General features: G+C 37.5%; 25 protein-coding genes. 7 read left to right on the top strand and 18 right to left on the bottom strand.

Annotated features, from left to right (window positions below):
- Positions 1 to 131 precede the first annotated feature (131 nt).
- A complete protein-coding gene (locus tag C568_RS0108420; RefSeq protein ID WP_018781246.1) occupies positions 132 to 1,751 on the top strand; it encodes an SWIM zinc finger family protein in 1,620 nt (539 codons plus the stop codon).
- Positions 1,735 to 4,491, top strand: a complete 2,757-nt coding sequence (locus C568_RS0108415) for a DEAD/DEAH box helicase (protein ID WP_018781245.1) — start codon at positions 1,735 to 1,737, stop codon at positions 4,489 to 4,491. Before C568_RS0108420 ends, C568_RS0108415 begins: the two co-directional genes overlap by 17 nt.
- 81 nt (positions 4,492 to 4,572) lie before the next feature.
- Here C568_RS0108415 and C568_RS0108410 read toward each other — a convergent pair whose 3' ends face one another.
- Positions 4,573 to 5,058: a VanZ family protein gene (locus C568_RS0108410; RefSeq protein ID WP_018781244.1), complete on the bottom strand. Its 486-nt coding sequence runs from the start codon at positions 5,056 to 5,058 to the stop codon at positions 4,573 to 4,575.
- 109 nt (positions 5,059 to 5,167) lie between these two features.
- On the opposite strand from C568_RS0108410, the gene C568_RS0108405 reads away from it, so the two are divergent.
- Positions 5,168 to 5,392, top strand: coding sequence for a DUF1659 domain-containing protein (locus tag C568_RS0108405; RefSeq protein WP_003203136.1), 225 nt, complete (start codon positions 5,168 to 5,170; stop codon positions 5,390 to 5,392).
- A 28-nt stretch (positions 5,393 to 5,420) separates the two neighbouring features.
- On the top strand, positions 5,421 to 5,636 hold the full coding sequence (locus tag C568_RS0108400; RefSeq protein WP_003203134.1) for a DUF2922 domain-containing protein: 216 nt from the start codon (positions 5,421 to 5,423) through the stop codon (positions 5,634 to 5,636).
- 20 nt (positions 5,637 to 5,656) lie between these two features.
- Here C568_RS0108400 and C568_RS0108395 read toward each other — a convergent pair whose 3' ends face one another.
- Entirely contained in the window at positions 5,657 to 6,055 is a 399-nt protein-coding gene (locus C568_RS0108395) for a DUF4359 domain-containing protein (protein WP_018781243.1), read from the bottom strand.
- A gap of 340 nt (positions 6,056 to 6,395) precedes the next feature.
- Between C568_RS0108395 and C568_RS0108390 the strand changes: the two genes are divergently transcribed.
- On the top strand, positions 6,396 to 6,887 hold the full coding sequence (locus C568_RS0108390) for a competence protein ComK (protein WP_003209016.1): 492 nt from the start codon (positions 6,396 to 6,398) through the stop codon (positions 6,885 to 6,887).
- Between the two features lie 62 nt (positions 6,888 to 6,949).
- Here C568_RS0108390 and C568_RS0108385 read toward each other — a convergent pair whose 3' ends face one another.
- From C568_RS0108385 to C568_RS0108360, 6 genes are all read right to left on the bottom strand, one after another.
- Entirely contained in the window at positions 6,950 to 7,423 is a 474-nt protein-coding gene (locus C568_RS0108385; protein ID WP_018781242.1) for a sigma-70 family RNA polymerase sigma factor, read from the bottom strand.
- A gap of 214 nt (positions 7,424 to 7,637) precedes the next feature.
- Entirely contained in the window at positions 7,638 to 8,333 is a 696-nt protein-coding gene (locus tag C568_RS0108380) for a Yip1 family protein (protein ID WP_018781241.1), read from the bottom strand.
- 267 nt (positions 8,334 to 8,600) lie between these two features.
- Entirely contained in the window at positions 8,601 to 9,800 is a 1,200-nt protein-coding gene (locus C568_RS0108375; protein WP_018765168.1) for an ABC transporter permease, read from the bottom strand.
- Positions 9,797 to 10,477, bottom strand: a complete 681-nt coding sequence (locus C568_RS0108370; RefSeq protein ID WP_018781240.1) for an ABC transporter ATP-binding protein — start codon at positions 10,475 to 10,477, stop codon at positions 9,797 to 9,799. Before C568_RS0108370 ends, C568_RS0108375 begins: the two co-directional genes overlap by 4 nt.
- Complete coding sequence (locus C568_RS0108365; protein ID WP_003202236.1) at positions 10,474 to 11,664, bottom strand: efflux RND transporter periplasmic adaptor subunit; 1,191 nt, start codon at positions 11,662 to 11,664, stop codon at positions 10,474 to 10,476. Before C568_RS0108365 ends, C568_RS0108370 begins: the two co-directional genes overlap by 4 nt.
- A 222-nt stretch (positions 11,665 to 11,886) precedes the next feature.
- A complete protein-coding gene (locus C568_RS0108360) occupies positions 11,887 to 12,333 on the bottom strand; it encodes a hypothetical protein (RefSeq protein ID WP_018781239.1) in 447 nt (148 codons plus the stop codon).
- Positions 12,334 to 12,952: 619 nt separating this feature from the next.
- Between C568_RS0108360 and C568_RS0108355 the strand changes: the two genes are divergently transcribed.
- Entirely contained in the window at positions 12,953 to 13,237 is a 285-nt protein-coding gene (locus C568_RS0108355; RefSeq protein ID WP_018781238.1) for a hypothetical protein, read from the top strand.
- A gap of 347 nt (positions 13,238 to 13,584) precedes the next feature.
- On the opposite strand, the gene C568_RS0108350 is transcribed toward C568_RS0108355, so the two are convergent.
- The 9 genes from C568_RS0108350 to C568_RS0108310 all read right to left on the bottom strand — a co-directional run bounded on the left by C568_RS0108350 (position 13,585) and on the right by C568_RS0108310 (position 23,821).
- Positions 13,585 to 14,925, bottom strand: a complete 1,341-nt coding sequence (locus C568_RS0108350; protein WP_003202232.1) for an MFS transporter — start codon at positions 14,923 to 14,925, stop codon at positions 13,585 to 13,587.
- Positions 14,926 to 14,944: 19 nt separating this feature from the next.
- Positions 14,945 to 15,979, bottom strand: coding sequence for an ABC transporter substrate-binding protein (locus C568_RS0108345; RefSeq protein WP_018781237.1), 1,035 nt, complete (start codon positions 15,977 to 15,979; stop codon positions 14,945 to 14,947).
- On the bottom strand, positions 15,976 to 16,758 hold the full coding sequence (locus C568_RS0108340; RefSeq protein WP_006096587.1) for a DUF3919 family protein: 783 nt from the start codon (positions 16,756 to 16,758) through the stop codon (positions 15,976 to 15,978). The genes C568_RS0108345 and C568_RS0108340 overlap by 4 nt, the downstream gene beginning before the upstream one ends.
- Before the next feature lie 66 nt (positions 16,759 to 16,824).
- Positions 16,825 to 18,255: a HAMP domain-containing sensor histidine kinase gene (locus C568_RS0108335; protein ID WP_018781236.1), complete on the bottom strand. Its 1,431-nt coding sequence runs from the start codon at positions 18,253 to 18,255 to the stop codon at positions 16,825 to 16,827.
- Between the two features lie 11 nt (positions 18,256 to 18,266).
- A complete protein-coding gene (locus C568_RS0108330; RefSeq protein ID WP_003202224.1) occupies positions 18,267 to 18,938 on the bottom strand; it encodes a response regulator transcription factor in 672 nt (223 codons plus the stop codon).
- Positions 18,939 to 19,049: 111 nt separating this feature from the next.
- The gene (gene galE, locus C568_RS0108325; protein WP_018781235.1) at positions 19,050 to 20,042 is read right to left on the bottom strand and encodes a UDP-glucose 4-epimerase GalE; all 993 of its coding nucleotides are present in this window, start codon (positions 20,040 to 20,042) and stop codon (positions 19,050 to 19,052) included.
- A 250-nt stretch (positions 20,043 to 20,292) separates the two neighbouring features.
- A complete protein-coding gene (locus tag C568_RS0108320) occupies positions 20,293 to 20,988 on the bottom strand; it encodes a CTP--phosphocholine cytidylyltransferase (protein WP_018781234.1) in 696 nt (231 codons plus the stop codon).
- On the bottom strand, positions 20,985 to 21,959 hold the full coding sequence (locus tag C568_RS0108315) for a DMT family transporter (RefSeq protein ID WP_018764992.1): 975 nt from the start codon (positions 21,957 to 21,959) through the stop codon (positions 20,985 to 20,987). The genes C568_RS0108320 and C568_RS0108315 overlap by 4 nt, the downstream gene beginning before the upstream one ends.
- Positions 21,960 to 21,973: 14 nt before the next feature.
- Positions 21,974 to 23,821 carry an NTP transferase domain-containing protein gene (locus C568_RS0108310; protein WP_018781233.1) on the bottom strand — a complete coding sequence of 616 codons (1,848 nt, stop codon included), beginning with the start codon at positions 23,819 to 23,821 and terminating at the stop codon, positions 21,974 to 21,976.
- Between the two features lie 290 nt (positions 23,822 to 24,111).
- On the opposite strand from C568_RS0108310, the gene C568_RS0108305 reads away from it, so the two are divergent.
- Entirely contained in the window at positions 24,112 to 24,876 is a 765-nt protein-coding gene (locus C568_RS0108305; RefSeq protein WP_033794464.1) for a LicD family protein, read from the top strand.
- Between the two features lie 315 nt (positions 24,877 to 25,191).
- On the opposite strand, the gene tagU is transcribed toward C568_RS0108305, so the two are convergent.
- Positions 25,192 to 26,100, bottom strand: a complete 909-nt coding sequence (gene tagU / locus C568_RS0108300) for a polyisoprenyl-teichoic acid--peptidoglycan teichoic acid transferase TagU (protein ID WP_003202214.1) — start codon at positions 26,098 to 26,100, stop codon at positions 25,192 to 25,194.
- Positions 26,101 to 26,340: the final 240 nt, after the last annotated feature.

Raw genomic sequence — 26,340 nt, 5'->3', positions numbered from 1 at the left:
AAAGTCACGTATTTAACTATATATATTACCATATTTTTCTATATTGAATACGAGCAAATTCATTTTTTCTGTTTTTGCCTCTTTTTGTTTATAATGGTAGAGGAAATAAATCTTTTGTACGGAGGAAAACTATGCTGCAACATTCAATTACGAAAGATGAAATTATGATGATCGCGAATGAATTTGTTCAAGGACTCGATCCGCAGCAAGTAGCCGATCAAGAGCATGTTGCCACTGCTCGTCATTTATATCGCAGCGGTCTTGTCTACAACGTTGATTTTGATGGCTATACGTTATCAGGTACCGTAGATGCTGAAGGAAATGTGTATAGCGTCCATATTCCGATTCGTAATATCGCGGAAAGCTATTGTGATTGCTTCGCGCCGACGCAGTGCGAGCACATGCTTGCTGTTCTACTGTCTGCTGCTTCTAGCTTCGGACAAGTCGGAGAAGTATTAACATTATTTAAAAATAAAACGAGACCATCACTCCCTCCGATTCGAACAGCACGACAAGTATTACAATCGTCTGCATTTGAAGAAACGGACTTTACAAGTTGGCACGCATATTTTGAATCTGAATATGACGCATTTAAAAAAGAACAAACACGACTCTCGTATAGACAAATGTATTTTCTTATGAGCATCTTTACAGACTTTTACATGAAATTAGAACGAAAAGCGCCGCGTGTCGTTGCTATACATGAATTGTTCAAATTACATGGCGCACTTTTTTGCTTTCAAAAGCTATTAGAAGAAATCCTTGACTTTGAGACAAACAAAACGTATTCCTATCACCAACCTATTAACGTTGTCCGGCTATTTGTTGATAAAGTTGAATCACTTGTACGTGACTTGAAATCAGAATCGATTCCTGCTGAATGTGAACCAATTTTGCAAGAAACAGCTCGCCAAGTGCATGATATTTTCTTCTCTACCGATTCCTATACACAGGAGAGGTTCTTTATTTACCGGCATATATGGGGAGAGTTGCTAGCAGAAAAATCTTGGATACAAGAAGAAGAAAAACGAATTGATGCGAAGATGAATCCACTTTCGAAAGCACTCGCCTCTTCTCACCTCTTCTTTTTAAAAGAAGAGGATCATTTAGCTATGGTCTTACTCGAAACACAACCGGCTCAAGTTGTCGGTCTTTATTTCGACTGGCTCGAAGATTTACTGAGTACAATGCAATGGGAGCGCGCCAAAAATTGGCTGTCTTTCACATATAAACAAGTGAAAAAGACAATGAATGATCAGGCCGATCCCCTTTTTATAAAAGATATCGTTCGTTTGTTTGTCATGATGTATGAAACATATGCAACACACACAAATGAACAAGCAGGTCTTGAAATGATTTTGCAAGAACTATTGCCATACAGCTTCACAAACTACGAGCAATATGTACTAGCAAAAAAACAATATCATGCATGGACAGAACTTCATCTCTTGTATGGATTTGAAGCAATTGAATTGCTAAAAGAACCACTGAAAGAAATTGAAAAAGAAGCACCAGAAGCAGCTCTTCCGCTCTATCATCTTGCAACGATGCAAGCAATTGAGGAACGGAATCGCAAGTCATACCGCCGTGCAGTCCGTTACTTAAAGAAATTGCGTATGCTCTATAAACGGCTCAAACGAACAGATGAATGGCACATTTTCATTGTCCAAATCGCTAACTTATATTCACGTCTAAGAGCACTACAGGAAGAACTGCGGAAAGGAAAGTTAATCGATGATCATACAAACTGAAGTAACAATTCGGCTCCAGCACGTAAGTCAAGGTTGGTTCCTTTGGGGAGAAGATGAAACCGGCAATCTCTTACCTGCAAGAGATTGGAAACAACATGCCTTCACATGGCATTCAACTTCCTTCTATGGCACCTTCTTGAAAGAATCTACATACGAAGGACGAAGCGGGATTATGCTAACGAGCGTTCAAGCATTTGAATATATCGCCAATAAACCAATGAATTCATTTGCCAGGCTGCAAATGAATGATCCCATTACCGCACTTACGCCAAATGCAAAAGAACTATGGGATGCCTTTGTAACTGGAAGCTTTATACCTGATATGAAGCGCTGGTCCGATTATCCGTCATGGAAAGTTAGCAATGTTTCAACTCAAGATGATACGCTAGCATCACTTTTCTCTCAGGCAGTTAATGAGAGTATTCTTCAAGATGCTCGCTCTAATGATGGCTGGGAAGATGCGAAGCGACTATATGAGCACTATGATTTTACGAAAAGACAGCTTGTAACAGCAATGCATGAAGAAGATTGGCTCCGGAAAATTGGCTACATCGAGGATGATCTTCCCTTCACAATTGGACTTCGTCTCCAAGAACCACACAATGATTTTGAACTGTGGAAACTTGAAACGATTATCACCACAAAACGCGGAGCACACCGGATATACGTCTATAATGACATCGATTCACTACCAAAAAGATGGCATGACTACGAAGAGCGTATTCAAGAAACGCAGGAAGGGTTCGGTAAGCTAGTTCCATGGCTTAAGGAAGATGATCACTTTCGAACTGAGCTCTATGAAACAGAAGCATGGAACTTCTTAACAGAGGCGAGTAACGAATTATTAGCAGCCGGCGTTGATATTTTACTACCGTCTTGGTGGCAAAACTTAAAAGCAACGAAACCAAAGTTACGCGTCCAATTGAAGCAAAGTACGAATCAAACACAATCCTTCTTCGGCATGAACACTCTCGTCGATTTCGACTGGCGCGTTTCCACAGATGGCATCGACCTATCGGAGAGTGAGTTTTTCGATCTTGTCGAACAAAACAAACGACTCTTCAATTTAAATGGACAATGGATGAGACTCGACCCTGCCTTTATTGAAGAAGTGAAAAAACTAATGAAACGTGCAGATAAATATGGCCTTGAAATGAAGGATGTTTTGCAGCAGCACTTATCAAACTCCGCCGAAGCAGAAATTGTAGAAGAAGATAATCCATTTACAGACATTGAAATTGAGCTAGATGGCTATTACGAAGAGCTCTTCCAAAAATTATTGCATATCGGAGACATTCCAAAAGTTCCAATCCCATCTTCCTTGCAAGCCACACTTCGCCCATACCAAGAACACGGTGTAGAGTGGCTCTTATATTTACGAGAGCTCGGATTTGGAGCGTTGTTAGCGGATGATATGGGTCTTGGAAAAAGTATCCAAACCATTACTTACTTATTATATGTGAAAGAAAAAAGCCTCCAAACAGGTCCGGCACTAATCATAGCACCGACGTCTGTTCTTGGAAATTGGCAGAAGGAATTTGAACGCTTCACGCCGCATTTACAGGTTCAATTACATTATGGAAGCAACCGTTCGAAAGGCGATTCATTTAAGGACTTTCTTCAGAGTACGGATGTCGTATTAACTTCTTATGCATTAGCACAACTTGATGAAGAAGAGTTAAACGCGCAGTGCTGGGATGCGATCATCCTGGATGAGGCGCAAAATATTAAGAACCCGCAAACGAAACAATCGAAAGCGGTTCGTAATTTGCAAGCAAATCACAAAATCGCTTTAACAGGTACGCCGATGGAAAACCGGTTAGCAGAGCTATGGTCTATTTTCGACTTCTTGAACCACGGATATCTTGGTAGCCTAGGACAATTTCAGCGCCGCTTCGTAACACCCATTGAGAAAGATCGTGATGAAGCGAAAATTCAGCAAATACAAAGATTCATCTCACCGTTCTTACTGCGCCGGACAAAACAAGATCAAACAGTCGCATTAAACTTACCGGACAAACAAGAACAAAAAGAATACTGTCCGCTAACAGGTGAGCAGGCATCACTATATGAACAACTCGTACAAGATACACTACAAAACATTGAAGGCTTAACAGGCATTGAAAGACGCGGTTTTATTTTAATGATGCTCAGTAAGCTAAAGCAAATTTGTAATCATCCCGCTCTTTACTTAAAAGAAGAAGCGCCGAAAGATATTGTGCAGCGCTCCATGAAGACGCAAACATTAATGGATCTTATTGAAAATATAAAAGATCAAAATGAAAGCTGCTTAATTTTCACGCAATATATTGGAATGGGGAATATGTTACAAAAAATATTAGAAGAGAAATTCGGTCAGCGTGTTCTCTTCCTAAACGGTAGTGTACCGAAAATAGAACGTGATAAGATGATTGAACAGTTCCAAAATGGAACATATGACATCTTCATCCTCTCATTAAAAGCTGGCGGCACAGGTCTAAATTTAACTGCCGCAAACCACGTCATTCACTATGATCGCTGGTGGAATCCAGCTGTAGAAAATCAAGCGACAGACCGAGCATATCGCATCGGTCAAAAGCGATTTGTACACGTCCATAAACTCATTACAACAGGTACACTTGAAGAAAAAATTGATGAAATGCTAGAACGTAAACAATCGCTGAGTAGCGCTATTATCACAAGTGATAGCTGGATGACAGAACTCTCAACAGACGAGTTGAAGGAATTACTCGGTATATAAAATCCATTTTAATAATGAGATGCTGTGTCGCATATTATCGAGGCGTCGATATATTCACAAAAAAGGAGCTATCCCGAAGGGTTAGCTCCTTTTTCTATGCCAAAACCAATTGCTTATTATAATTCCTGTCAGTCCGCCCGACGTATCTAAAACTGAATCTTGCCACATCGGTGTACGGTCACCTGTAAACGATTGATGAATTTCATCGAATGTTGCATATCCAGCGACAATCAGAAGTGCGAATACGAAGGAACGCATTCTTGAACAACCAGAACGGTGCAATGCATAATACGAAAGCGCACCAAGAATCAAGAATACTGTGAAATGAGCTCCTTTACGAAGGAAAAACTCAACAAAACCACCAACGCCTTTATTTTCAATGCTAACCGGTGTTCCCCCGCCATAGTCAATCGATACACCGGAGAATTTTTCTTCTACAAATTGAGACGGAATATACTTCTCAATATCTGAACGCATATCCTGCTTCTTATACGGCTGTGCTGAAGAATAAAAAATAATCCCCATCCATAGTAAAACGGGAATCCAAACTAACCATTTACGATTCATCTTTTGAAACTCCTCTCTTATTCTTCTAAGCGTACCAAAAAAAATAAAAAATTTCACGCCAAAATATGACCGTTACCTCCTATATATATGACGAAAAGGGGGTGAAAAAATGGCGATTGAAACGATTGTAACTGACTTAAGCTTGCGCCTTGTCCTAAACGGTGGCACAGACAAAAATGGGAAAACTATTTTGAAAAACAAACAATTTAAACGAGTAAAGCCAAATGCTGATGTAGCACAGGTCCATGAAGTGGGACGTGCCCTTGCTTCATTACAAGGATTAAAGCTTCATGCAGTTCAACTTTTAAGTACATCTGACATCTCAAATCCGTAAAAATTTAGTGACAAGGAGGTAAATGACAATGACAGTACTCGAACTGATTTTCTTAAAAGAGGATGGAAAAACAGTCGTCTTCTCTATCGACAATCCTATTACACCTGTGAATGAACAAACCATAAGCCAAGTGATGGACACAATTCTCTCCTCTGCAATTTTCTTATCACTTAGTGGGAACACTCGTAAAAAAGGGGCACGCCTTGTTGAAAAAACAGTATCAGAAGTAACAGTTGCTCCTTAAACACAAAAGACGAAGCTGCATCAATTTGCAGCTTCGTCTTTTTTCTTCGGCATCTCAATCGGAATAAAAATATGAGAGAATCCGACTGAAACATATTTATAGTTTTCTTTCCCAATTGTAAATTCCGTCTTATACGTCGAGAAGAAAATATAATCGCTTCGCTTTGTATAATGGTTAATCAACACGTCAACTTGTGGCTCTACATATTTCTTTGCTAACTTCTTACCAATTGTCGCAAGTTCACCAACAAGCCCATCTGGATCTTCTTTTTCAACCTCTGTTAATTTTTTACTAATATCATTGCGATTCATAAATTGCTTTGCTGCCCATTCTGTATATTCCCCTTTACTCGGGTTGCTATTTGCTAAATATACGAAAAGAAGGACAACAAGTACCATAATTATATACTTCCGTTTCATATTCTATCACCGCCTAACTGTTTCTATTTTCATATATATGTACAAGCGATGCAAATTATATAAACCTAAATTGAAAAAGCGATAGAAACCCTTTCTTCTTAAGGAGGAAAAGAGTGTAGATTCATTTTTGTATGCAAAACAGCTTATATGTCGAAAAATTAAAATGAATTTATATAGAAGGCTTACTGTTTACAAAATAAAGTAAACTTTACAAACATTTACAAATATTTAAAATTATTTTTATATTCCATCTATATACTAAAATATGTAAACAAATACTTTTAAGGAGGCTTTTCCTTTGGACGACCTAGTTAGTCATGATACTATCTCTAGTTCTACAATGATACTTGAGCCTTACGCCCATCCTTTTCACCGTACTAAAATAACAGAAAATGACGGAAATATTAAGTTTTCATCTAAAACATCATTACAATTGGTACAGCTATCTTGCCTATTACATAACCATTCTACCTATAAAGGAAGGCGAGATGCGATTCAAGAAAATTATTACTTTAAACAAAATATCCCAATCCCAATTGATCATCGTCATTATATTTGCGCCATTCCAACGAAATCTCCTGCATCTCCAGACTGTATTTGGGTTTTCTATAGTCATATAAACAAAATAGAAATTTATAATAATCGCAAGCAATCCAAACTTCATTTTTATAATGGTACAACCATAATTGTTGCTACTAGTTTTTATCAAATGCAACAACAATTTTTGAAAGCTGGATTTCTCTTGTGCCGCATGAACATGCAAGATTCACAACAATTTCGAGATATTTATAAAGTCATGCGCCTCCTAGACAAACCATTACTTCCTTGCTAGTACAAATTTGTTATAAAAAAATGGAAGACACAGAATATTCCTGCCTTCCATTTTTCTTTTTTTCACTCTCTTATACTGCTACGCATCTTCCCCAGCGCCTGCCGATATACCCATCTCACTTGATGATATGTCATCCCCATCTCTTCCGCAATTTCATGTATCTTCTTTCCTGCATAAAAACGTTCGTAAATAATATGTTTCTCTTTCTCCTCTAACAAACTCATATAATCCTGAGTTTCTGACGACACTTCTGCTCCGCATACATTTTGTAACATTTCCTGTCCGGCGAATGTATGCCGCTTTTGAAATCGATTTTCTTTCTTTAATTTCTCTAGCAAATATCCACGTACTGTTACAAGTGCATAAGCTGAAAAAGTTCCTTTCTCCTCCTCATACTTTTCATATGCCATCCAAAGTCCAATTAAACCGCATTGATAGTACTCTTCATAATCCCGGTACAGATAAAGCTTTTTCATTTGATTTTTAATCATTTTTTCATACAACGTAACTGTTTCTGTAAAAGTAGCCGGTTTCATATTATACCTATTTCTAAAAGGTATACCTCTTTGTTATTCCGCGGTACCTTTACAATATAAGAAGATAAAGAGGATTTCATGGTGAGTTATTTGAAATTCTGCATAGGGAAATTTCAAATATCTGTAGAGGAAATTTGAAATACGAGGCCTAGTATTTCAAATACATACAAAAATAAAAAACGGCTCCTTCTCGAGCCGTTTTCTGCACATATCCTTATCCATTGAAACTTTGCATAAACTTTGCTAATACGATAACAATTAAACTTAAGAACGCTACTTTAATAATGAAGAGAACAACAATTGGAACCGCAGCTTTTACTTTTCCTAACCCAGCTGTAATTTGTAATCCAATCCAAATTAATACGATATTCCATAAATAAAATATCTCAACTACACTACCAATTGCATACCCTGTAGTACCTTGTTCAAATAATGGTGCTAAGCTTGTATACCCAGTTGCACCACTTCCAAAAATTAAACCTAAAAGAGAATTAATAAGTCCACCAATAACAACAACAATGCTTGAATATACAATAATAGCTAGCAATTTTTTGTAAGGAGTATCATTTCCAAAAAACATCATAAAGATTTTATAGACAGCTGCTACAATAAGAGTTCCAATTATTATCCCAATAAAACCTGAACCGATTGACTTACCAACTAAATATCCGATAGATTCTCCTTCGCCTGTGCCAAATTTCTTCTGAATTTCCATCATCTCAGGCGATGAATGCGCCACATATGTAGATAATCCATTTACAAGAGCTTGTAACAACGCAACCAAAAAGAACATACCCCAAACCTTATCAGTCGCTTTCATTCTCTCAAACTGTAAGCCAGGAGATGTGATCATCCCTAGTAAAGATGGTTTTTCTCCACTAACCTTTTGCGAATTAACATTCGGTTCCATTCTAAAAAACCTCCTTGTATTTTTCTCACCCGTTCTAACGGGCGGTTCACTTCCTCTTCTCCAGAGACTGTGAACCGCCCACTAGAATAATATAAAAATCGACTTGCACTCTTGTTCTCCCTTTGGTTTCACTTAGCATGGGGATAAAAAGGCCCTGACCGCTTCTATCCTCGAGCGGATTCCCCCTCCCACCTAAAAGAAATGGTTTTATATCTTTTTTCTATTTGTATGTGTAGTAGAGGAACGCCCCTCTACTACACTACCAATCTATTCATAACGAAGTGCTTCAATAGGATCTAGTTTCGCTGCTTTATTCGCTGGAATTAATCCGAAAATAATACCGAGCGTCATCGAGAATAACACGCCGCCAACGACGACTTCCCATGAAACGAGCGGTGGCCATTTCGCAAATGTAGAAACAATATATGCACCACCATAACCAAGACCGATTCCGATCAATCCACCAAGAAGCGTTAACATAACGGCTTCAATTAAGAATTGTAGCAAGATTTTACTGCGCGTTGCTCCAAGTGCTTTACGTACCCCAATTTCACGTGTACGTTCTGTTACGGATACGAGCATAATGTTCATAACACCAATACCACCAACGACTAATGAAATACCAGCAATACCACCAATAATCATTGTCATAATGCCCGTCATTTTTGAAATACCTTCTTGAATTTCTTTTAAATTCATCACTTCGTATTTACCAGATGCATCACTTGGCTTACGACTATTTAATACATCAGCAGCTTTTTTACCCGCTTTTTCTAAATCATCCACATTTTTCGCTTGAACAGAAATACTTTGAATCTCATCTTTTCCATATATTGTTGGCCACAATGTAATTGGAATTAAAGCTTCCGATGGCCCCATTCCCATAAACTCATTATTTGATTTATAGACACCGATAATTTGCATCGGTTGTCCTTTCATCTCAATAATTTTCCCGACTGGACTTTCCTTTTTGAAGACCTTTTCTTCCATACTCTTACTGATCATCACGACGTTATTACCTTGCGCAATATCCGATTCTTGTAAGGATCGGCCTTTTAACACTTTCACTTTATTTACTGAGAAGTACTCACTATCTAATCCTGTAATACTCACCATCTCTTTTTTATCTTCAATATCGAGTGGCTCCATACTTGAATTGGTTGTAAGAACATGCGCAATCTCTGGAAGTTTTTTTATTTCAAAAATATCTTCCTCAGTTAACTTTGGTTGTTCCATCATTTCCATACCATACGGATCATTTATATCCGCACTATAGTGAATTGGGATTACGTTATTACCAGCTCCAACGAATTGCGACTTTAACGCTGCTTCTCCGCCCTGCCCAATCGCAACAACAGTAATAATGGAACCAACGCCTATAATAATCCCAAGCATCGTAAGCGCTGAGCGCAGTTTATGAGCTAGAATAGAAGATAGGGCAATTTTTATACTATCTAGTAAACTCATACCGCACACCTTCTATCTTCTGTAATTTTTCCGTCCCTTAGCACAATTCGGCGCGAAGAATATGCCGCAACCTCTTCTTCATGCGTAACCATAACAATCGTTGTACCTTCTGCGTTTAACTTTGTGAAAATATCCATAACCTGCTCTCCAGATTTCGTATCAAGAGCACCTGTTGGTTCATCGGCCATAATGAACGTTGGGTCATTTGCAATGGAACGTGCGATGGCTACACGCTGCTTTTGCCCACCTGAAAGTTCGCTTGGCAAGTGATGCACGCGGTCAGACAATCCGACTTTCCCAAGTGCTTCAAGAGCTCTCTGACGGCGCTCCGCTTTCTTCACGCCGCCATATATAAGCGGAAGTTCTACATTTTCTACCGCTGAAAGACGTGGTAATAAGTTAAAATGCTGGAATACAAAGCCTATATATTCATTGCGAATGAGAGCAAGCTTTGACTCGTCTGCTGTTAAGATATTCACATCGTTCAACATATATTCGCCTTCTGTTGGACGATCTAAACAACCGATAATATTCATGAGCGTCGATTTCCCTGAACCAGACGGTCCCATAATGGAAACAAACTCACCACTTTGAATCGTTAAACTAATACCGTGTAAAATCGGTACCGCCAGTTTTCCTTGATAATATGTTTTATGAATATTGTTTAACGTAATCATTTTTCTTTCACTTCCATTCCGTCATATACATTGTCGGAAGGATTTTTAACCACCTTTTGCCCCACTGTTACGCCTTCAAGAACTTCTGTCCAGTCTCCATCAGTAGAACCTTTTTTCACATTTTGTTTACGAAGTTTTCCTTTTTCTTCTACATAAACAAATGGTTCACCATCTTTTTCTACAATGCTCTTACTAGGAACAGCAATCATTTTCTTGTTTTCTAGGTTTACTTGTAGAGATACATGATAGCCCGGAGATAAACCTTCTTGTCCATCTAAACTAGCTTTATATGTATACTGAGACATGTTTTGTGCTCCCTCACCAGCACCGGCTGCTTGCGCCATTTCTGCACTTGTCGGGAACTCGCTTACCTCTGTAATTTTACCTGTCCATTTCTTCTTACTATTTGCTTTTGCAGTTGCAGTAAATGGTTGATCCTTTTGAATTTGTGATTTTTGAAGTTCTGTTAATGTCCCTTGAATTTGGAATGAATCTTTAGAAGCGATTTGTAAAAATGATTTTCCTTGTCCACCCATTGCTTGCGCTGAACTTTGTGCTGCATCTTTATCTAACTTTTGCACAACACCAGCGAAATTACTATAAATTGTGAGTTCATCTTGTTTTTTCTTTAATTGTTGTGATTGTAATTGACCTTTTTCTTTCTCAAGGTCAATTGTTTTTTGCCCTATTTCTAATTCGCTTACTTGCTCTTCTAACGGATCTGTTACCTCTTTCCCAGCACCGCTATCTTTCGCTTTCTTAATCTGGTTCTTTACTGAATCTATTTTCTTTTTCCCTTGATCATAGCGCATACTTGCCATTTTTTGATCAAGCTCAGCTTGTTTCATTTGTAAATTGATTTCTTCATTATCATAAGAGAATAATTTCGCGCCCTTTTCTACTTCCTGTCCTTCTTTCACCGCAATGTCCTTCACTTTTCCTTTTGTCGGATCTGCGTAGAAGCTCTCAATATTTCCAGGCTTTACTTGTCCGGAAATCAATTTCGTATTATTCAATGTACGTTCTGTTACTTTCTCAAAGCTAACAGCGTCTCCCTGTGCCGCGCCTTTTTTCTTTCCTTGCATGATAAAAATATTGACGGCTGCAACGACGACAATTAATGCAATAACCCCAATGATAATCCATTTCTTCTTTTTGTTTGGAGTACGAACCGTATTTGGTAACATATTCTCGCTCCTTTTATATCTTTATATAGTGGTTCTTTAATTATGTAAGACTTTCAGAAAACGATACCCGCATCTCTTAAATTATTACGCTTTCTTTACAAAGTTTTACACTATCACTTATATTGTAACAAAAATACCAATGTTTAGAAATATGACACTTTATCTTTTAAGCAAGTTTTAAGAAACTTAAAAGCCACATGAAAAGACTAAAAAAAAACCACCTTACATAAGGCGGTTTGGACGTTTCCTCCAAGTACTCCATTTCGCTTGATCCAAATCATGCTCAAATGGAAGAGTTGTCACGTCTTTTCTCATCTCGCGCGGAATATTCTTTTCTATCGTTTGAAACGCTTCACATTCATCAGCTCGCATTGCTCTTTGAACAATGCCTTCTAGGTTATCACCTTGCTTGTCTAACATCCAGCCATTTTCACTATTTAACTGTTTACGAAATTCCTCTTTTGCATCTTCATCTGGAAACATGCTTCCATTCACTTTCAAATAGGTTTCAATTCTCATCGGAAGCCACTCTACTTCATAATCCTCTACTAAACAAATTGCAATCCCTATCGGCGTACTACGAACGACAAAATCAAATGTACAATCTCGCTGTGTGACTGTTGCGGAACAGAACAAAAACGTTTCTACTTCTGATACAAAAATTCCCACTTTCCAGCATCTCCTTCATACATATAATTTGTCTTGCTAACTCCTACTGAATTTTAACATTTGTTTTTGAAGATATTGTAAAATGAATGTTAATTTTCTATATATAATGTACTTTCACTCTATCCGTTCACTCATTCTTAATAGATATCACATATAATCTATTAATTTATAACCATAATACTGTATGTACTAGAAATAACATTATGTAATAAGTGCATCAAAAAAGATTACAAGAAAAAAATTTTGATACTATTACTATTCCAGTAGTCACATTCACATAAAACATTCATGAAATCAATTATAAATATATATCGAAATATATAATAGTTTGATAAAGTGAAACTTTAATCCGTGGGGGTTTTCTTCATCCCCCTCTGATTATTAGCCCGACCAATTGGGCTTTTACGGGCAGTTTATCTCCCACCTAACTTCTTTTCTCTCACCAAATTTTGAGGTAGGAGTATTACTTACTACCGGTTAATGTGGGATAAACCAAGGCTGTAAAGAAAGATATATTATATTTTTCATTGCAATCAAATATTCATACATTCGCCCAAGCTAATTCACGCTTGTCTGAATACTAATATATTAAATCTATTTAAAAGTGAGGTGATAGAATATGCCACCAAAACCACGTACTTGTTGCCCTGCATATAATCAAATACGTACATTCTATGTGCAAGCAGCAGCAGCAGGGTTTCAGCAGATAAGCTTTGATGTTATCATACCTTTTTCAGGAGCAGCACCTTTAACATATTTTGTAGATAGCATAGATTGGTTCGATAACAAGCATTGCGTTATTATTACTAACTTCCAGTCCCCAACGCTAGGCGTTTCAGATTCAGCATGGAGTTGTGAAATTCTTAATTTATATTTTGCAGGGAACCTTCAGAGAATAGTTTAAAATCTTTCTTATTTTAGCTAACTATCCCCCTCTTTTGTCATCGAAAAATCCCCTCACCAAGATGGGGAAAATAAAACGAAACTTCCATCATTGAGGGTTTTCTTCATCCCTCAATGATGGAAAGCCTCTACCTATCCTCCTTGCTTTTCTCTAAATCTTAAGGTAAAGGTCTTACTGCTCACAAATAAAAAGTACATCCGAAAACGAGTGCCTTTTTGATAAACTGTTACTAAGTTTCAAAAACTACACCTTATCTCTTTCATTTTATATAAATCTATACTGATAAGATGTACATAAAAGGAGCTGCCCAAAAGTAGTACTTTTGGACAGCTCCCTTAAATAAACGATTATGCTATTTTGCTCTCAGGACCTTTTCTCTCATGACCAAATTGAACGATAAATAAGAATACCGTAGATAAAATACCGCCTGCTAATAATAGAATGAAACAGCCGTCCCACCCAGAGCGATCAACGATAACACCAATCGCTGCGTTTGCAACTAAGCTTCCTCCTAAATAACCGAACAGGCCGCACATACCAACTGTTGTACCTACTGCAAATTTTGGTACTAATTCCATTGCACTTAAACCAATTAAAAATTGTGGTACATAAATTAAGCAACCAATAATCGAAACTGCAGCACTCACAACAAGTATATTCGATGCTTGCCAGTATACTACCGTTCCAATAACAACACCAACCATGCTAAACACACATAGTGGCATACGTTTCCCTTTGAATAACTTATCACTTAACAAACCTACGATTAATGAACTTGGAATTGCCATTGCTTCAAAAATTGAATATGCTGCATGCGCTTCTGTTTTTGTAAATCCTTTAACCGTTGTTAAATAAATCGGTACCCAGTTAATAACACCGAAACGAATTAAATATACAAATGCATTCGCAATACATAAATACCAAATAAATTTGTTTTTCACTACATATTTCATCAAAATTTCTTTTGGTGACATTTTGTTGGCATTATCTGCCTTCTCAAGATCTTCATAATCATTGCGATATTCATCAATTGGTGGAAGACCTGCAGATTCTGGTGTATCCTTCGCATTCACCCACATAAGAACTGAAATGACCATTGCAATTATCGCTGGGAAGATAAACACGCCGGCTTGCCAATGACTTTCACCGAAAATACCAACACCAATTCCAACAAGCGGTGGTACAAGCATCGCACCAATATTATGTGAAATATTCCAAAGTCCTGTTTTTGTACCGCGCTCTTTCTTCGAGAACCACTTCGTCATTACGGTACTACAAGGAGGCGCTCCCATTCCTTGGAAAATATTATTGAAAACTAATAACGTTAAAATCATGCCAAATGAAGATGCAAAACCAAAACAAATATTTATAATTGCTGATAAGAATAAACCAACCGCAATAAAACGCTGCGCATACGCTTTATCTGATAAATTTCCCATAAAGAACTTACTTAGTCCATACACAATCGCCGTAACGGAACCTAATAAACCATATTCCGTTGTACTAAAACCATATTCTTTTATTAAATACGTACTAGATAACGTAAAGTTACTACGAACTAAATAATACGCTGCATATCCAACTGAAATTCCGAGCAGCACACGAAGACGTAGTAGTCTGTATACTTTGTCAATCATATTCGCTGGCAAACGCTCAATTACTGGTGCAGGCTTAAGCCAATTAAACATATTATCTCTTCTCCTTTTTTCACTTTTGAGAGAGACGTTGTCTATTCCATATCTCGATTACTCCACTATCTGATACATTTTTGTTCGTTCTTCTAACAGGCTGACCTTCTATTTCTTTCTGATTCTTCGCAAGCATTGTTGGTACGCCAAACGAAACTTTTTCTAAAATATGCCCTGCTTCTTCTGATAAACAATAATCAATAAATAAATCCGCTATAATACCACTCGGTGCATGTTTCAGTTTCGAAATCGCATTGACAGATAACCCCGTTTGCTCAGGCACTTTACTCAAAATCGGAAAGCCTTGTTTTTGAAGCATCCGTTGGTCTCCCATGAAGTTAATACCAATCATATATTCACCGCTTGCCACATACTCAGCAGGCATATAACCATTCACCGTTACCTCTGCAACTTGCTTGGCAAGGCTCCTTACATACCCCTTCGTCTCTTCTTCACCAAATGTATCAATAAGTGATTGGAACAACGTATAAGCTGTTCCTGAAACATTCGGATCAGGCATGACAATCTTTCCGGCATACGCTGGATGTAATAAGTCTTTCCACTTCGTTGGATATGAAAGTCCTAGCGGTGCTATTTCCTTATTCCATCGCTCTTTATTAATCGCGATGGCAAGCTTCTCTACTTCATAACCATACCAAAAGCCATCCTTATCTTTAACGGCTTTTGAAATGCTACTTGCATGCTGGCTTGTAACAGGAATAGATAGATTTTTTTGTTTCATCATTTGATGCGCATCCAATGTACCGCCAATGATAATATCTGCCTTCGGGTTTCCCGCTTCTTCTTCCACTCTTCTAAGCAGCTCTTCTGTAGAAAGACGAATAAATTCATACGTACATCCGCGCGGTTTACAAAACGATGATAAAAGCGCTTCACCAACTTCTTCACGGGCCGCGACATACGCGACAAGATGGCGATCTTTCAAAATCGGAAGACCATTTTTACTATATTTGATAGAGGTAGTATCTCGAGAGCAACTAGACATCGCTCCTCCAATTACTAGCAAAAAGAAGAAAAAGGCTATCTTTCTCATGAAACATTCTCCTTTACAAATAGATTTGCTAGGGAGCCTTTCATATACATCACATTCCCATTATTATCGCCAAGATATTGCACGACAAAGTAAGAAGGATATATAGAAATCGTTAAAATATCCTCACGTTCATTCTTTACATGTTTACCATTTTGATAAGCAGTAATATAAGCGATTGGATCCTTCTGCGATTGCAGCAACTTCTGAATTTCTCCATAGTCCGTAATTTGCTTTGCTTGCCGAATCGAATCAAGTATTGGCGTAAGATTCGTAGTACGCACTACATCACCTTCTCGCAAAACAACTTCCTTTGCTGATGCAAAGAAATCGCTAATACGCTCTGGCGTATAATATAGGCCCAGCAAATATGTTTGAAATGCGGAAATCATCGGATCTGTACCATTCTTCCCATATACATTTGCCTCGTACTGGAACAAGTCACCTACTGCAAAAGTACGCCTATGTCCATTCAAGTACGTTACTTCTCCAGTAAATACTTGTTCGTGGATCTTCGCTTCTGTTTGCTTCATTCGAATCTGGTCAAAGAATGAAACAATTGCATGCAGACGAACTTCATCTGTTACAACTACTTCTCCCCACTTCTCATGTCTTACTTTCACTTTAGTAGGAAGAGATTCACTTGCTCTTTCTAAAACAGCCTGCTTGTCATCTAAGGTTGTAACGTGGTTATACAATTGCTTCTCTATGGCAAAAAACAATACAAAAGCAGCAATCGTGCAAAAGACAAACAAGAGAATTTGAAATGATAGCCTTTTCATTTCTGCCTACCTCCAAGATAAAAAAACGTTGTTTCGAAAATACCGCATAATTGTTTCATAAATGTATCATTTAATCGCTTTCAAATTTTTTATATCTTCCATGCGTCTTGGTAATAAGAACGTGATCATCACCATCGTTCCCATTTCCTCACTACTTTCAATTCGCATGCTTCCGCCTTGCTTCGTCATAATCTCCTGACAAATGAACAAACCGTATCCATTTCCATAACTAGAAGAGAGTACTTTTCCTTCCCGAGAACGATTCCACTCTGCAAGTATCGCTTCATCCATACCAATCCCATCATCATGAATGAAGACTTTCGCTTCCTCTTCATTTTTAGCGACATTCATCCTCAGTTGCGTGGCATCACTATATTTAATCGCATTATCAAACACATTCAAGAAAATCTGCTTCGTCTTATCAAAGTCTGCAACAACATGTACCTCTGTTAATTCATTTATAACTTCTATCTCGTATTGCTGAAGACGAGGCTTCACGATCGAAATTGCCTCTTCTGCAATTTGCTTTATATCCACAATCGTCGGAGAAACTTCAAACGTACTCGTTCCATACTTCGAAGATTGTAATAACTCCTCAACGAGTGATAATAGACGCTGACTTTCAATCGAAACATAATGAAGACTTTCCTCTATATCTCGCGCAGATTGCAGTTTCGGAATTAAATCTACATATCCAATAATTGCAGTGAGCGGCGTTTTCAGTTCATGTGTAATTCGGTCCAAGAAATCCTTTTGCTTCTCTTTCTCCTCCTTTAACTGCCTCATATGCAGCTCAATCGCATCAGCCATCGCATTGAAAGATGCTGATAACTGGGCAATTTCCACATACTCATTTAGCTCAATCTTACTTTTATAATCCCCATTTGCGAGCCGCTTTGCCATTTGTCTTAACTGATCAATTGGCTTATGAAGAGACTTCGCTAAACGAATCGCAAAGAAAATACCGCCTGCTACTAAACAAATCGATGTAACGAGAAATGTCCAGCTCACATTCGTTAAAACTTCTTTCTCATCTTGTAATTCATTAATAAAGCGAATTGCCCCTATGACATCGCTCCCATGATAAACCGGACTCGAAAATAAAAGAAGTGGTGCTGGATCATCATTTTCAAACACATATGCCTTCTTTCCTCGTAAGGACTGATCAATATCTATATTCTTATGAAGCAAGGCCCCTTTCTCTGTATCGGCAACGACCTCTCCATTCTTTCCAATCATCTGCACACGAATATCCATCCGCTTCGCTAAATAAGAAGCAATCAAGAGTGAATTCGACCCTAGTGTCTCCACTTCTGCTTCCTTCTCTAAATAATTCATCGTGTAAATTTGTGCTTCTACACTTAACTTCTCTAAAGAACCTGCTGCATTATGATACATATTCTTTTCCAGTGCAATGTAAATCACCGTATAAAGAAGAAACAAAATCGGAATCAATAATCCTACTATACCAAGTACCATATTTCTTTTTAACGACATCTTATCACCTTTTAACAATCCAACTTATAACCAACGCCATAAATCGTCTTAATATGTTCTCCGCTTGCTCCAAGCTTCTTCCGAAGGCGCTGCACCATAATATCAACTGCTCTCGTATTTCCGCTATACTCAAAGCCCCATACTTTCTCTAATAGCTCATCGCGCATAAACACACGCTGCTTATTAGAAGCAAACAACTGGCATAAATTAAATTCACGGTACGTTAAATCAATTTCTTCTCCATTCACATGCACTTTTCGTTCCTTCGGATAAATGACTAATTCACCGGCCCGAATGACCTTATCATCCTTAGGTACCCCGTGCTTCATTACACGCCGTGCCATATTCTTCACCCGAAGAATCAACTCTGCATAATTGAATGGCTTCGTCACATAATCATCAGCCCCAAGCTGAAGACCAAGCAACTTATCATTCATCTGACTCTTCGCTGTTAACATGAGTACTGGAATATCTCGGTCCTTCTCCCTGAACAACCGAAGCAACTCATAACCATCCGTATCCGGAAGCATCACATCTAAAATCAATACATTCGGCTCTTCATCCCACCTTTGCAGCGCCTCTTTTCCATCAGCGGCCGTAAGCACTTCATATCCTTCCATCTCTAGCTGCATCCGAATTAAATTCCGAATGCTCGACTCATCATCGACTACAAGTATTTTCATGGTTCCCCTCCTTTCGCAGTACATTTTAGTATAGCAAATATCCCATACAAAAAAAGAGTGCACTATCGAACATATGTTGAACGACAATACACTCTCTTTTATAAATCACTCTTACTTCGTATATCCATGCGGCTTACTTTGATGCCAATCCCACGCATGTTCAATGATTGTTTTCACATCTGTATATTGCGGGCTCCAGCCTAATTTTTCTTTTGCTTTTTGAGACGATGCAACAAGGCGCGCTGGGTCTCCAGCTCTTCTTGGCGCAACTTCTGCTGGGATTTCATGATTTGTTACTTCGCGAACTGCTTCAACAATTTCTTTTACACTAAATCCGTTACCGTTTCCTAAGTTATAAAAGTCACTGTCTCCGCCATTTTGTAAATCTTTCAGTCCAAGGAAATGAGCCGCTACTAAATCATCAACATGGATATAGTCACGAATACATGTACCGTCTGGTGTATTGTAATCATCACCAAACATCATGATTTTCTCACGTTGTCCTAAAGCCACTTGCAGTACAAGGGGAATTAAATGCGTCTCGGGACGATGATCTTCACCAATAATACCGCTTGGCGTTGCACCAGCTACATTAAAGTATCTGAAGATCTTATATTTTAAATTAGAGGCTTGGCTATACCAATGCAACATTTTTTCAATCGCTAATTTTGTTTCTCCATATGTGTTCGTAGGATTTGTTGGTGTTTCTTCTGAAATTAACTCAACATCTACATCTCCATATGTTGCGGCAGTTGATGAGAAGATAAATTTATCAATTTTAAACTCATCCATCACCTCTAGTAAGCATAGCGCACCGTATACGTTATTATTATAGTATTGAAGCGGTTTTTCCATACTTACACCAACTAAAGAATCCGCTGCAAAATGCATGACTGCGTCAATTGTTTCTTGCTTAAAAATGTCTCTTAAGAAACTTTTATCGCGAAGATCACCTTTATAAAATTTCACGCCTTCTGCAATAGCATCTTCATGACCTGTTTGTAAATTATCAACTACAATTACAGATTGTCCTTCATCAACTAACTTTTTTACAGCATGAGAGCCAATATAACCAGCTCCGCCGCACACTAAAATAGAACTCATGTTCTCCACACCCAACTTTTAATGAATTATTTTACCCTGCTATCTGCGGACAGAAAAACCTCTACATCAAAGAAGATAGGTAGAGGAGCACTGCCTGATCGATAAGAACCTTCCATCATTTTGGGGATAAAGCGCCCTACTGATGGAAGGTTCACTTTATAATACTTTTTAACCTATAAAATAAGCTTATCTTCTTTTATTTTATAAGGCAAGTTAAATTCCAATTATTTCATAAAACCATCAACAATGATTATTTCGCTAAAACAGCTAGTTTTTCTTCTACTTTCTTCAAGTCCAGGGCAGAATCAATCTCAAAACTATCATTGCTACCAATTTTGTACAAATAAACATTTAAATTTTGAATGTTATCTTTTACAATATTATCCCAGTACAGTTCACGGAAATCTTCCTGATTTACTACTTCTTCTAGTTTCTTCACAATATGGATGCCATCTTCTTTTGACCAGTATGAAATACCACATAAGATGTAGTCATCGTTACCATCACCAATTTCAATATCATATACTTTACGATTTTCGTCATGCTTAATGATCCATTCATTACGGAAATCTTCCTTCTTCGCACTAAAGTATAGGGATGACTCTGGGTTCTCTATAAAAATATTACGGTGTAAATAAACATCCGCATCCATTACATATGCATCTTGTAAATATTCACGAACTAAATACATCGTATAAATGTTGTTGTACACATTATATTTGTCATTGTGCACAAGCTTCACATTATACTTCTCAACAAGATAATCAAATTTCTCTGCTAAATAGCCTGTTACGACAATAATTTCTTCTACACCAATTTCCTGTAAATATTCAATTTGACGCTCTAGCATCGGCTTGCCATTTACTTCTACTAATGATTTTGGAGTCGTTAACGTTAATGGACGTAAACGAGTTCCCATACCCGCCGCTAATAAAATCGCTCTCATGTTACTTCACCTCTATATTTTTTCGCTTTTGTAAATTCAGTTATATCTGCAACTGTTAATATAGCTCCTACAAGGATCGCAATACAACAAATAATTAACTTCCATGAAAACGGTGATCCTAATGCTAACATAGAAATGACAACCGCCCATGCAGAATACGTAATGTTAAGCGCCATCGCTTTTGTCGGTCCAATTTCATGAATTGCCTTATAGTAAAACACATAGGAAGCTGTTCCAACTAATGCAACCACAATGATTAAAATAAACTCGCTGCTCATCACAACTTCTTTTGTTAAGAAATGCCCTCCAACTGAAGGTAAAATAACAAGTCCATATGTGACTGCTGAAACAAGCTGACGAATTTGAAGTGCCTCTTCTGGAGATACTTCTTCATCTTTCATACCGTACGCACAGATAACACATTCTAAGCCCCAGCCAACGATACAAATAAGGACAAAAATAAATCCTAACATATAGTTTTCCGTTGCAAATCCATCGCCTGTAAATCCAAGTACGATAATAAATGCAATACTAATGATAAGTCCAAGCCAATTCCATGAACGAAGACGGTCTTTCAAAAACACAAATGCAAAAAATGCACCCACTGCTGGATATACAGCTGAAATCGCTGCTGTATAAGAAGCCCCGATATACTTTACAGCTAATACATAAAACGTCATCCCAATTGGTCCACCCATAAGTGCTCCTAACATAACGAACCGTCCACTTCTCGTTTTCAGCTTAGAAAGGGCCGTTTTGAGTTGACCCTTTATCGCCATATAGATCATCATCCATAATGTGGACATAAAGTCGTGTAAAAACGTACTAACTAGAGGAGCAAGAAACACAACTTGTTCTGTTGCTAACATCAGTTGTGAGGATAAAATAATCCCAATCAATACCGTATCTACAGCCCAAGCAAAACCAGAAAATATTCCATAAAATATGCCTTTACTTTGCACTTTTCTCATCGTTATATCCCCCACTACAACTCTAAGAAGAGCTGTAAGTTTTTCTTAGCACGATTATAGCGATCCATTCCATATGTCCCAAAATCACTGCCTGTTGCTTCTTTAATCTTCGTCCAAATACTCCATAAGAAATCTTGGAAAATCTTATTCATCAATATTCTTCTCTGGTAAGACTCTTCTACTTCCTCGTTAAAATAGTAGGATAAGAATAACTCCTCCTCTTCTGAAGAAAAGTCGCACTCTAAACTATGTGCTGCAATATCCCACATCGGATCGTTCATACCGCCATATTCCCAATCGATTAAGTATATTTTGTCTTCTCCACTCTTAACAAAGTTTTCAGGAACCGTATCATTATGACAAGCTGTTAACGTAATATCCATCGCCTCATACATATCCTTTAACCGCATTACTTTGTTCTTCACTTCTGCATAATCATCAAAGTTAGAGCCGTTTACTTTATTTAAAAGCCCTTCATAATGCTCTATTTTTTCAAACACATTGAAAGTATTATTCATTTCGGCATTTGAACTGTGTAATTGTTTTAATATATTCGCCGTTAACTTCATATTATCACTGCGTTTTGCCGTTTTCGGATTCAATGTTTCTGCGTTTGGAATTAACTCCGCTAATTTCACACCAGTTTCTTCATTAAAGTATAGAAGTTCTGCATCAATTCCTAATTGGCTCGCTAAATTAGAAGTTACCATTTCATCACGGCGACTAATCATATCTTCTGTACCGCTTCCTGGAATACGTAGCACATATTCAGATTTTCCAACACTTACTTTGAAATTCGTATTCGTCATACCACCAAATGGCTGAATATCTGTAATTTCATCTTTTGAAATAGAAAGTGCTTCCGAAACATATTTTTTAATTTGTCGTTCTTTAAACTCTGCTTCTTTTTTCACTAAGCGAGGATAGATTTTATTTTTCACAACTTCATATTGCTTCGTTGTATCAATCTCTGCCCATACAATATCTGGTAATTTTGCATAGCCGACATCGTACAACCTTGCAGCATCAAGAAGTAAATATTCATAGTTCACATATGGATTTTGATTATGACGGAATGTTGCTAACATGTTCATGAACACCTCATACGAGATTTTAGAAATCCCAACCATCTCACCATCAATACGATTTAACTGATGAATGTCCTTTGAAATTTTATACAGATAGCCATCTTGAATCTCAACAAACGCTTCATCACCAGATCCGCTCTCATTTGTAATGAGTACACAGTCCGGTTCTGGATGATGTAACACTTGCACAAGTGCCTTCTCTTCGATTAAAATATCATCTTCAATTAATAAGAAATCATCTGTAATCAGTTCCTGAACCTCTGCTAGCGATGCCATTGATCCTGTCCACTTATATTTCGGATTTTCCACAAAGTGCACATTATGACGACCTGTCCAGCCTTCAAACTGCTCCTTCTTATAGCCAACAACCACCACAATTTTTTCAATGCCATTATTTTTAAGGATTTCTAAACTGCGATCTAACAAAAGCTTTTCCCCAACCGTTAACAAACCAGATGGTTTTCCAAACTCATGACGCTTACCAGCCGCAAGAACAACAGCTTGCGTAACCTTCTTGCCCTCTTTGCGATGGACTCTAAGCTTCTTCCCTTGGTAAGCCGCTAGCTCCTGTCGCATGTATTCAAAGCCTTTCTGGTACAAATAATAATTCATGTACTTCCCTGACTTTTTGCTATAGATGTATTGATTCTTCGTTAAATCATTCATAATATAATTCACTTTACCAACAGATATATTGCACTGCTCTGCAATCTTTTTTTGGTTCATCTGTGGATTTTGATTGATAACCTCTAATATATTTAATACTTGTTGCATAGAGCTCCCCTCCATCACCCGATTTCATCCGTTCATTTTTTGAACATGTTATTATCATATCATCTATGGACATAAACGTAAATATTTTGTAAATTTAATGTATGCTTTGTAAAGAACATCCTTTATGAATAATATTAACGAAAAAACAGAATCAATAAAAGTATAAGGAACAACATATAAAAAGACTGTAGTTGCGTGTCAATTTATCACTGATGTATACTTAAACTTATGATTGTAATCTCTTTCCATGCAATCTGAACCATAAAAAATTTGTCGTATCGATTAGAACAATGGAGGAATTTATTTTGGATTCAACACAGTTAACACCTTTAGAGCAAGCTCAAAAAGTGATGCTGGATATGCTCATAACGGTTCATAAAATCTGTAAAGAACATAATATTAAATTTTGGATCACAGACGGTACTTTACTAGGGTCTGTTAGACATAAAGGATTTATCCCTTGGGATGATGATGCAGATCTTGCTATGCTAAGAGAAGATTACGATAAATTTTTGCGCATTATTCCAAACCATTTACCAGAGCCATATAAACTAGAAACAGAAAAAGTAAACACACACGGCAAACATAACTGGACGAAAATTCTCTATCTAGATGATTTTGAATGGCAAGAAAGCGATGGTACACACCGAAAAGGAATATCCATTGATATTTTCCCATTTGACTACGTTTCAGAATCGGCAACGCCGTTAGAAAAAATTGTCCGAAAACTTGCCGCAATCAGTTATCCTTCAAAAATAAACGGTCCTGCAGATGTAGCAAGAAGAATTCTAAACAAATCGAAATTCTTTAAACTATATGTAAAAGGCCTTAAAAAAACAAACACTGTAACATACGGAATGGAAACCGGCTATTACAGATGGCATAACTTCGAGCTTAGTGAAATCTTCCCGTTAAAAGAAGGAATTTTCAATGGACACATGTTCCCTGTTCCAAATGATGCAGATCGCTACTTATCAGGAATGTATGGAGACTACATGCAAATACCAGAAGAAAGTAAACAAAAAGCTCATATGCAAAATTTAAAAGTTGGATAGGCTACACATATAAGATTTGGACAAAAATAAGGCGCTACCTATCCTTTATACATAAAGGGTAGGTAGCGCCTATTATTTACTATATAAATACAAATTGAAAAACCGACATAAAATCCTTCTTTTCAGGTGGGAGAGAGCATCCAGCCATGCATAGAAGCGGTCAGACCCTTTTCCTGCCCCATGCCAAGGAAAAACAGAGAGAGAAAACAAGTAGCAGGTCACCTTTTGCTGTTCTTAGCAGCTTATATATGAGACATCAAAAAAAGTCTAATGTCCCATTACAGGATCATTAAGCTTATTCCTTATACTCAACTACTATTTTGTTAACTCTAAATGAGCTTTTAATTTATTAGACAAATCTTTACGATCTTTATCAGGAACGAAATAGTACCAAACACCATCCTGCTTATGACCGTCACCAGGAATTTGAATTTCCTCTTTTTTATTCATCGCAGCTTTATAATTACTTTGAAGATCCCACATTTGATCTTGATTTAAATTTGTTTTTACGTTTTTCTCAACAGCACCTAACATCGTGCCAAGTTTTGTAATAGATGATATGTTCGCGCCTTTACTAATAACCGCTTCTAGCACTTGACGCTGACGCATTTGACGACCAAAGTCACCGCGTGGATCTTCCTTACGCATACGCGTATACTTCAGTGCCTGCTCGCCATTTAGATGAATGTTCCCTTTCTCAAATGACATACCTTCAAGCGTAAATGCCAAGTCATTATTCACATCGATCCCGCCAACAGCGTCAACAATATCACGGAAACCTTCCATATTTACTTCAATATAATAATCAATTGGAATATCTAAAAAATTTTCAACCGTCTTCACAGACATATCAATTCCACCAAATGCATACGCATGGTTGATTTTATCTTTCTTCCCTTTCCCAACAATCTCCGTATATGTATCACGAGGAATACTTACAATTTCCATCGAACTTTGCTTCGGATTTAATGTTAATAACATAATCGAATCCGAACGCCCTTTATCTGCCCCACGCTCATCTGCACCTAATAATAAAATAGAAACAGGTTGTTTATTTCCTAACTTCACATCAGTAGAACGTTTCTCAGAATGATCTCGTTCAAGCGGCGTATACACTTTATCTATTGTCCCCGAAACGGATGAGTACAGATAATACGCATAACCGCCTCCTGCAATGACAAGAACGCCGATAATACCCAGTATCCAAAATAGAATTTTTTTCATTATGTAACCTTCTTTCTTGAATCAGCTTTATAGGTTTTTAAGGAATAAAGTACCACACCCATTATACATGGGATTAGTTTCTATATCCAAATTATTCTATAATTTCATACATATATGTTTTCTCATTAGATACCTTACCATACACAAAAGGCCTCGTCTTATCTAGCATAGGATAAGACGAGGCCTTTTCACGTTTACATTATTTCTTCAAAAAAATTGATGATATGTCTAGCAAATCAT

It is taken from the genome of Bacillus sp. 95MFCvi2.1 (assembly GCF_000374965.1).
Taxonomy (GTDB): domain Bacteria; phylum Bacillota; class Bacilli; order Bacillales; family Bacillaceae_G; genus Bacillus_A; species Bacillus_A pseudomycoides.
This window is presented reverse-complemented; position numbering and strand designations above follow the sequence as displayed.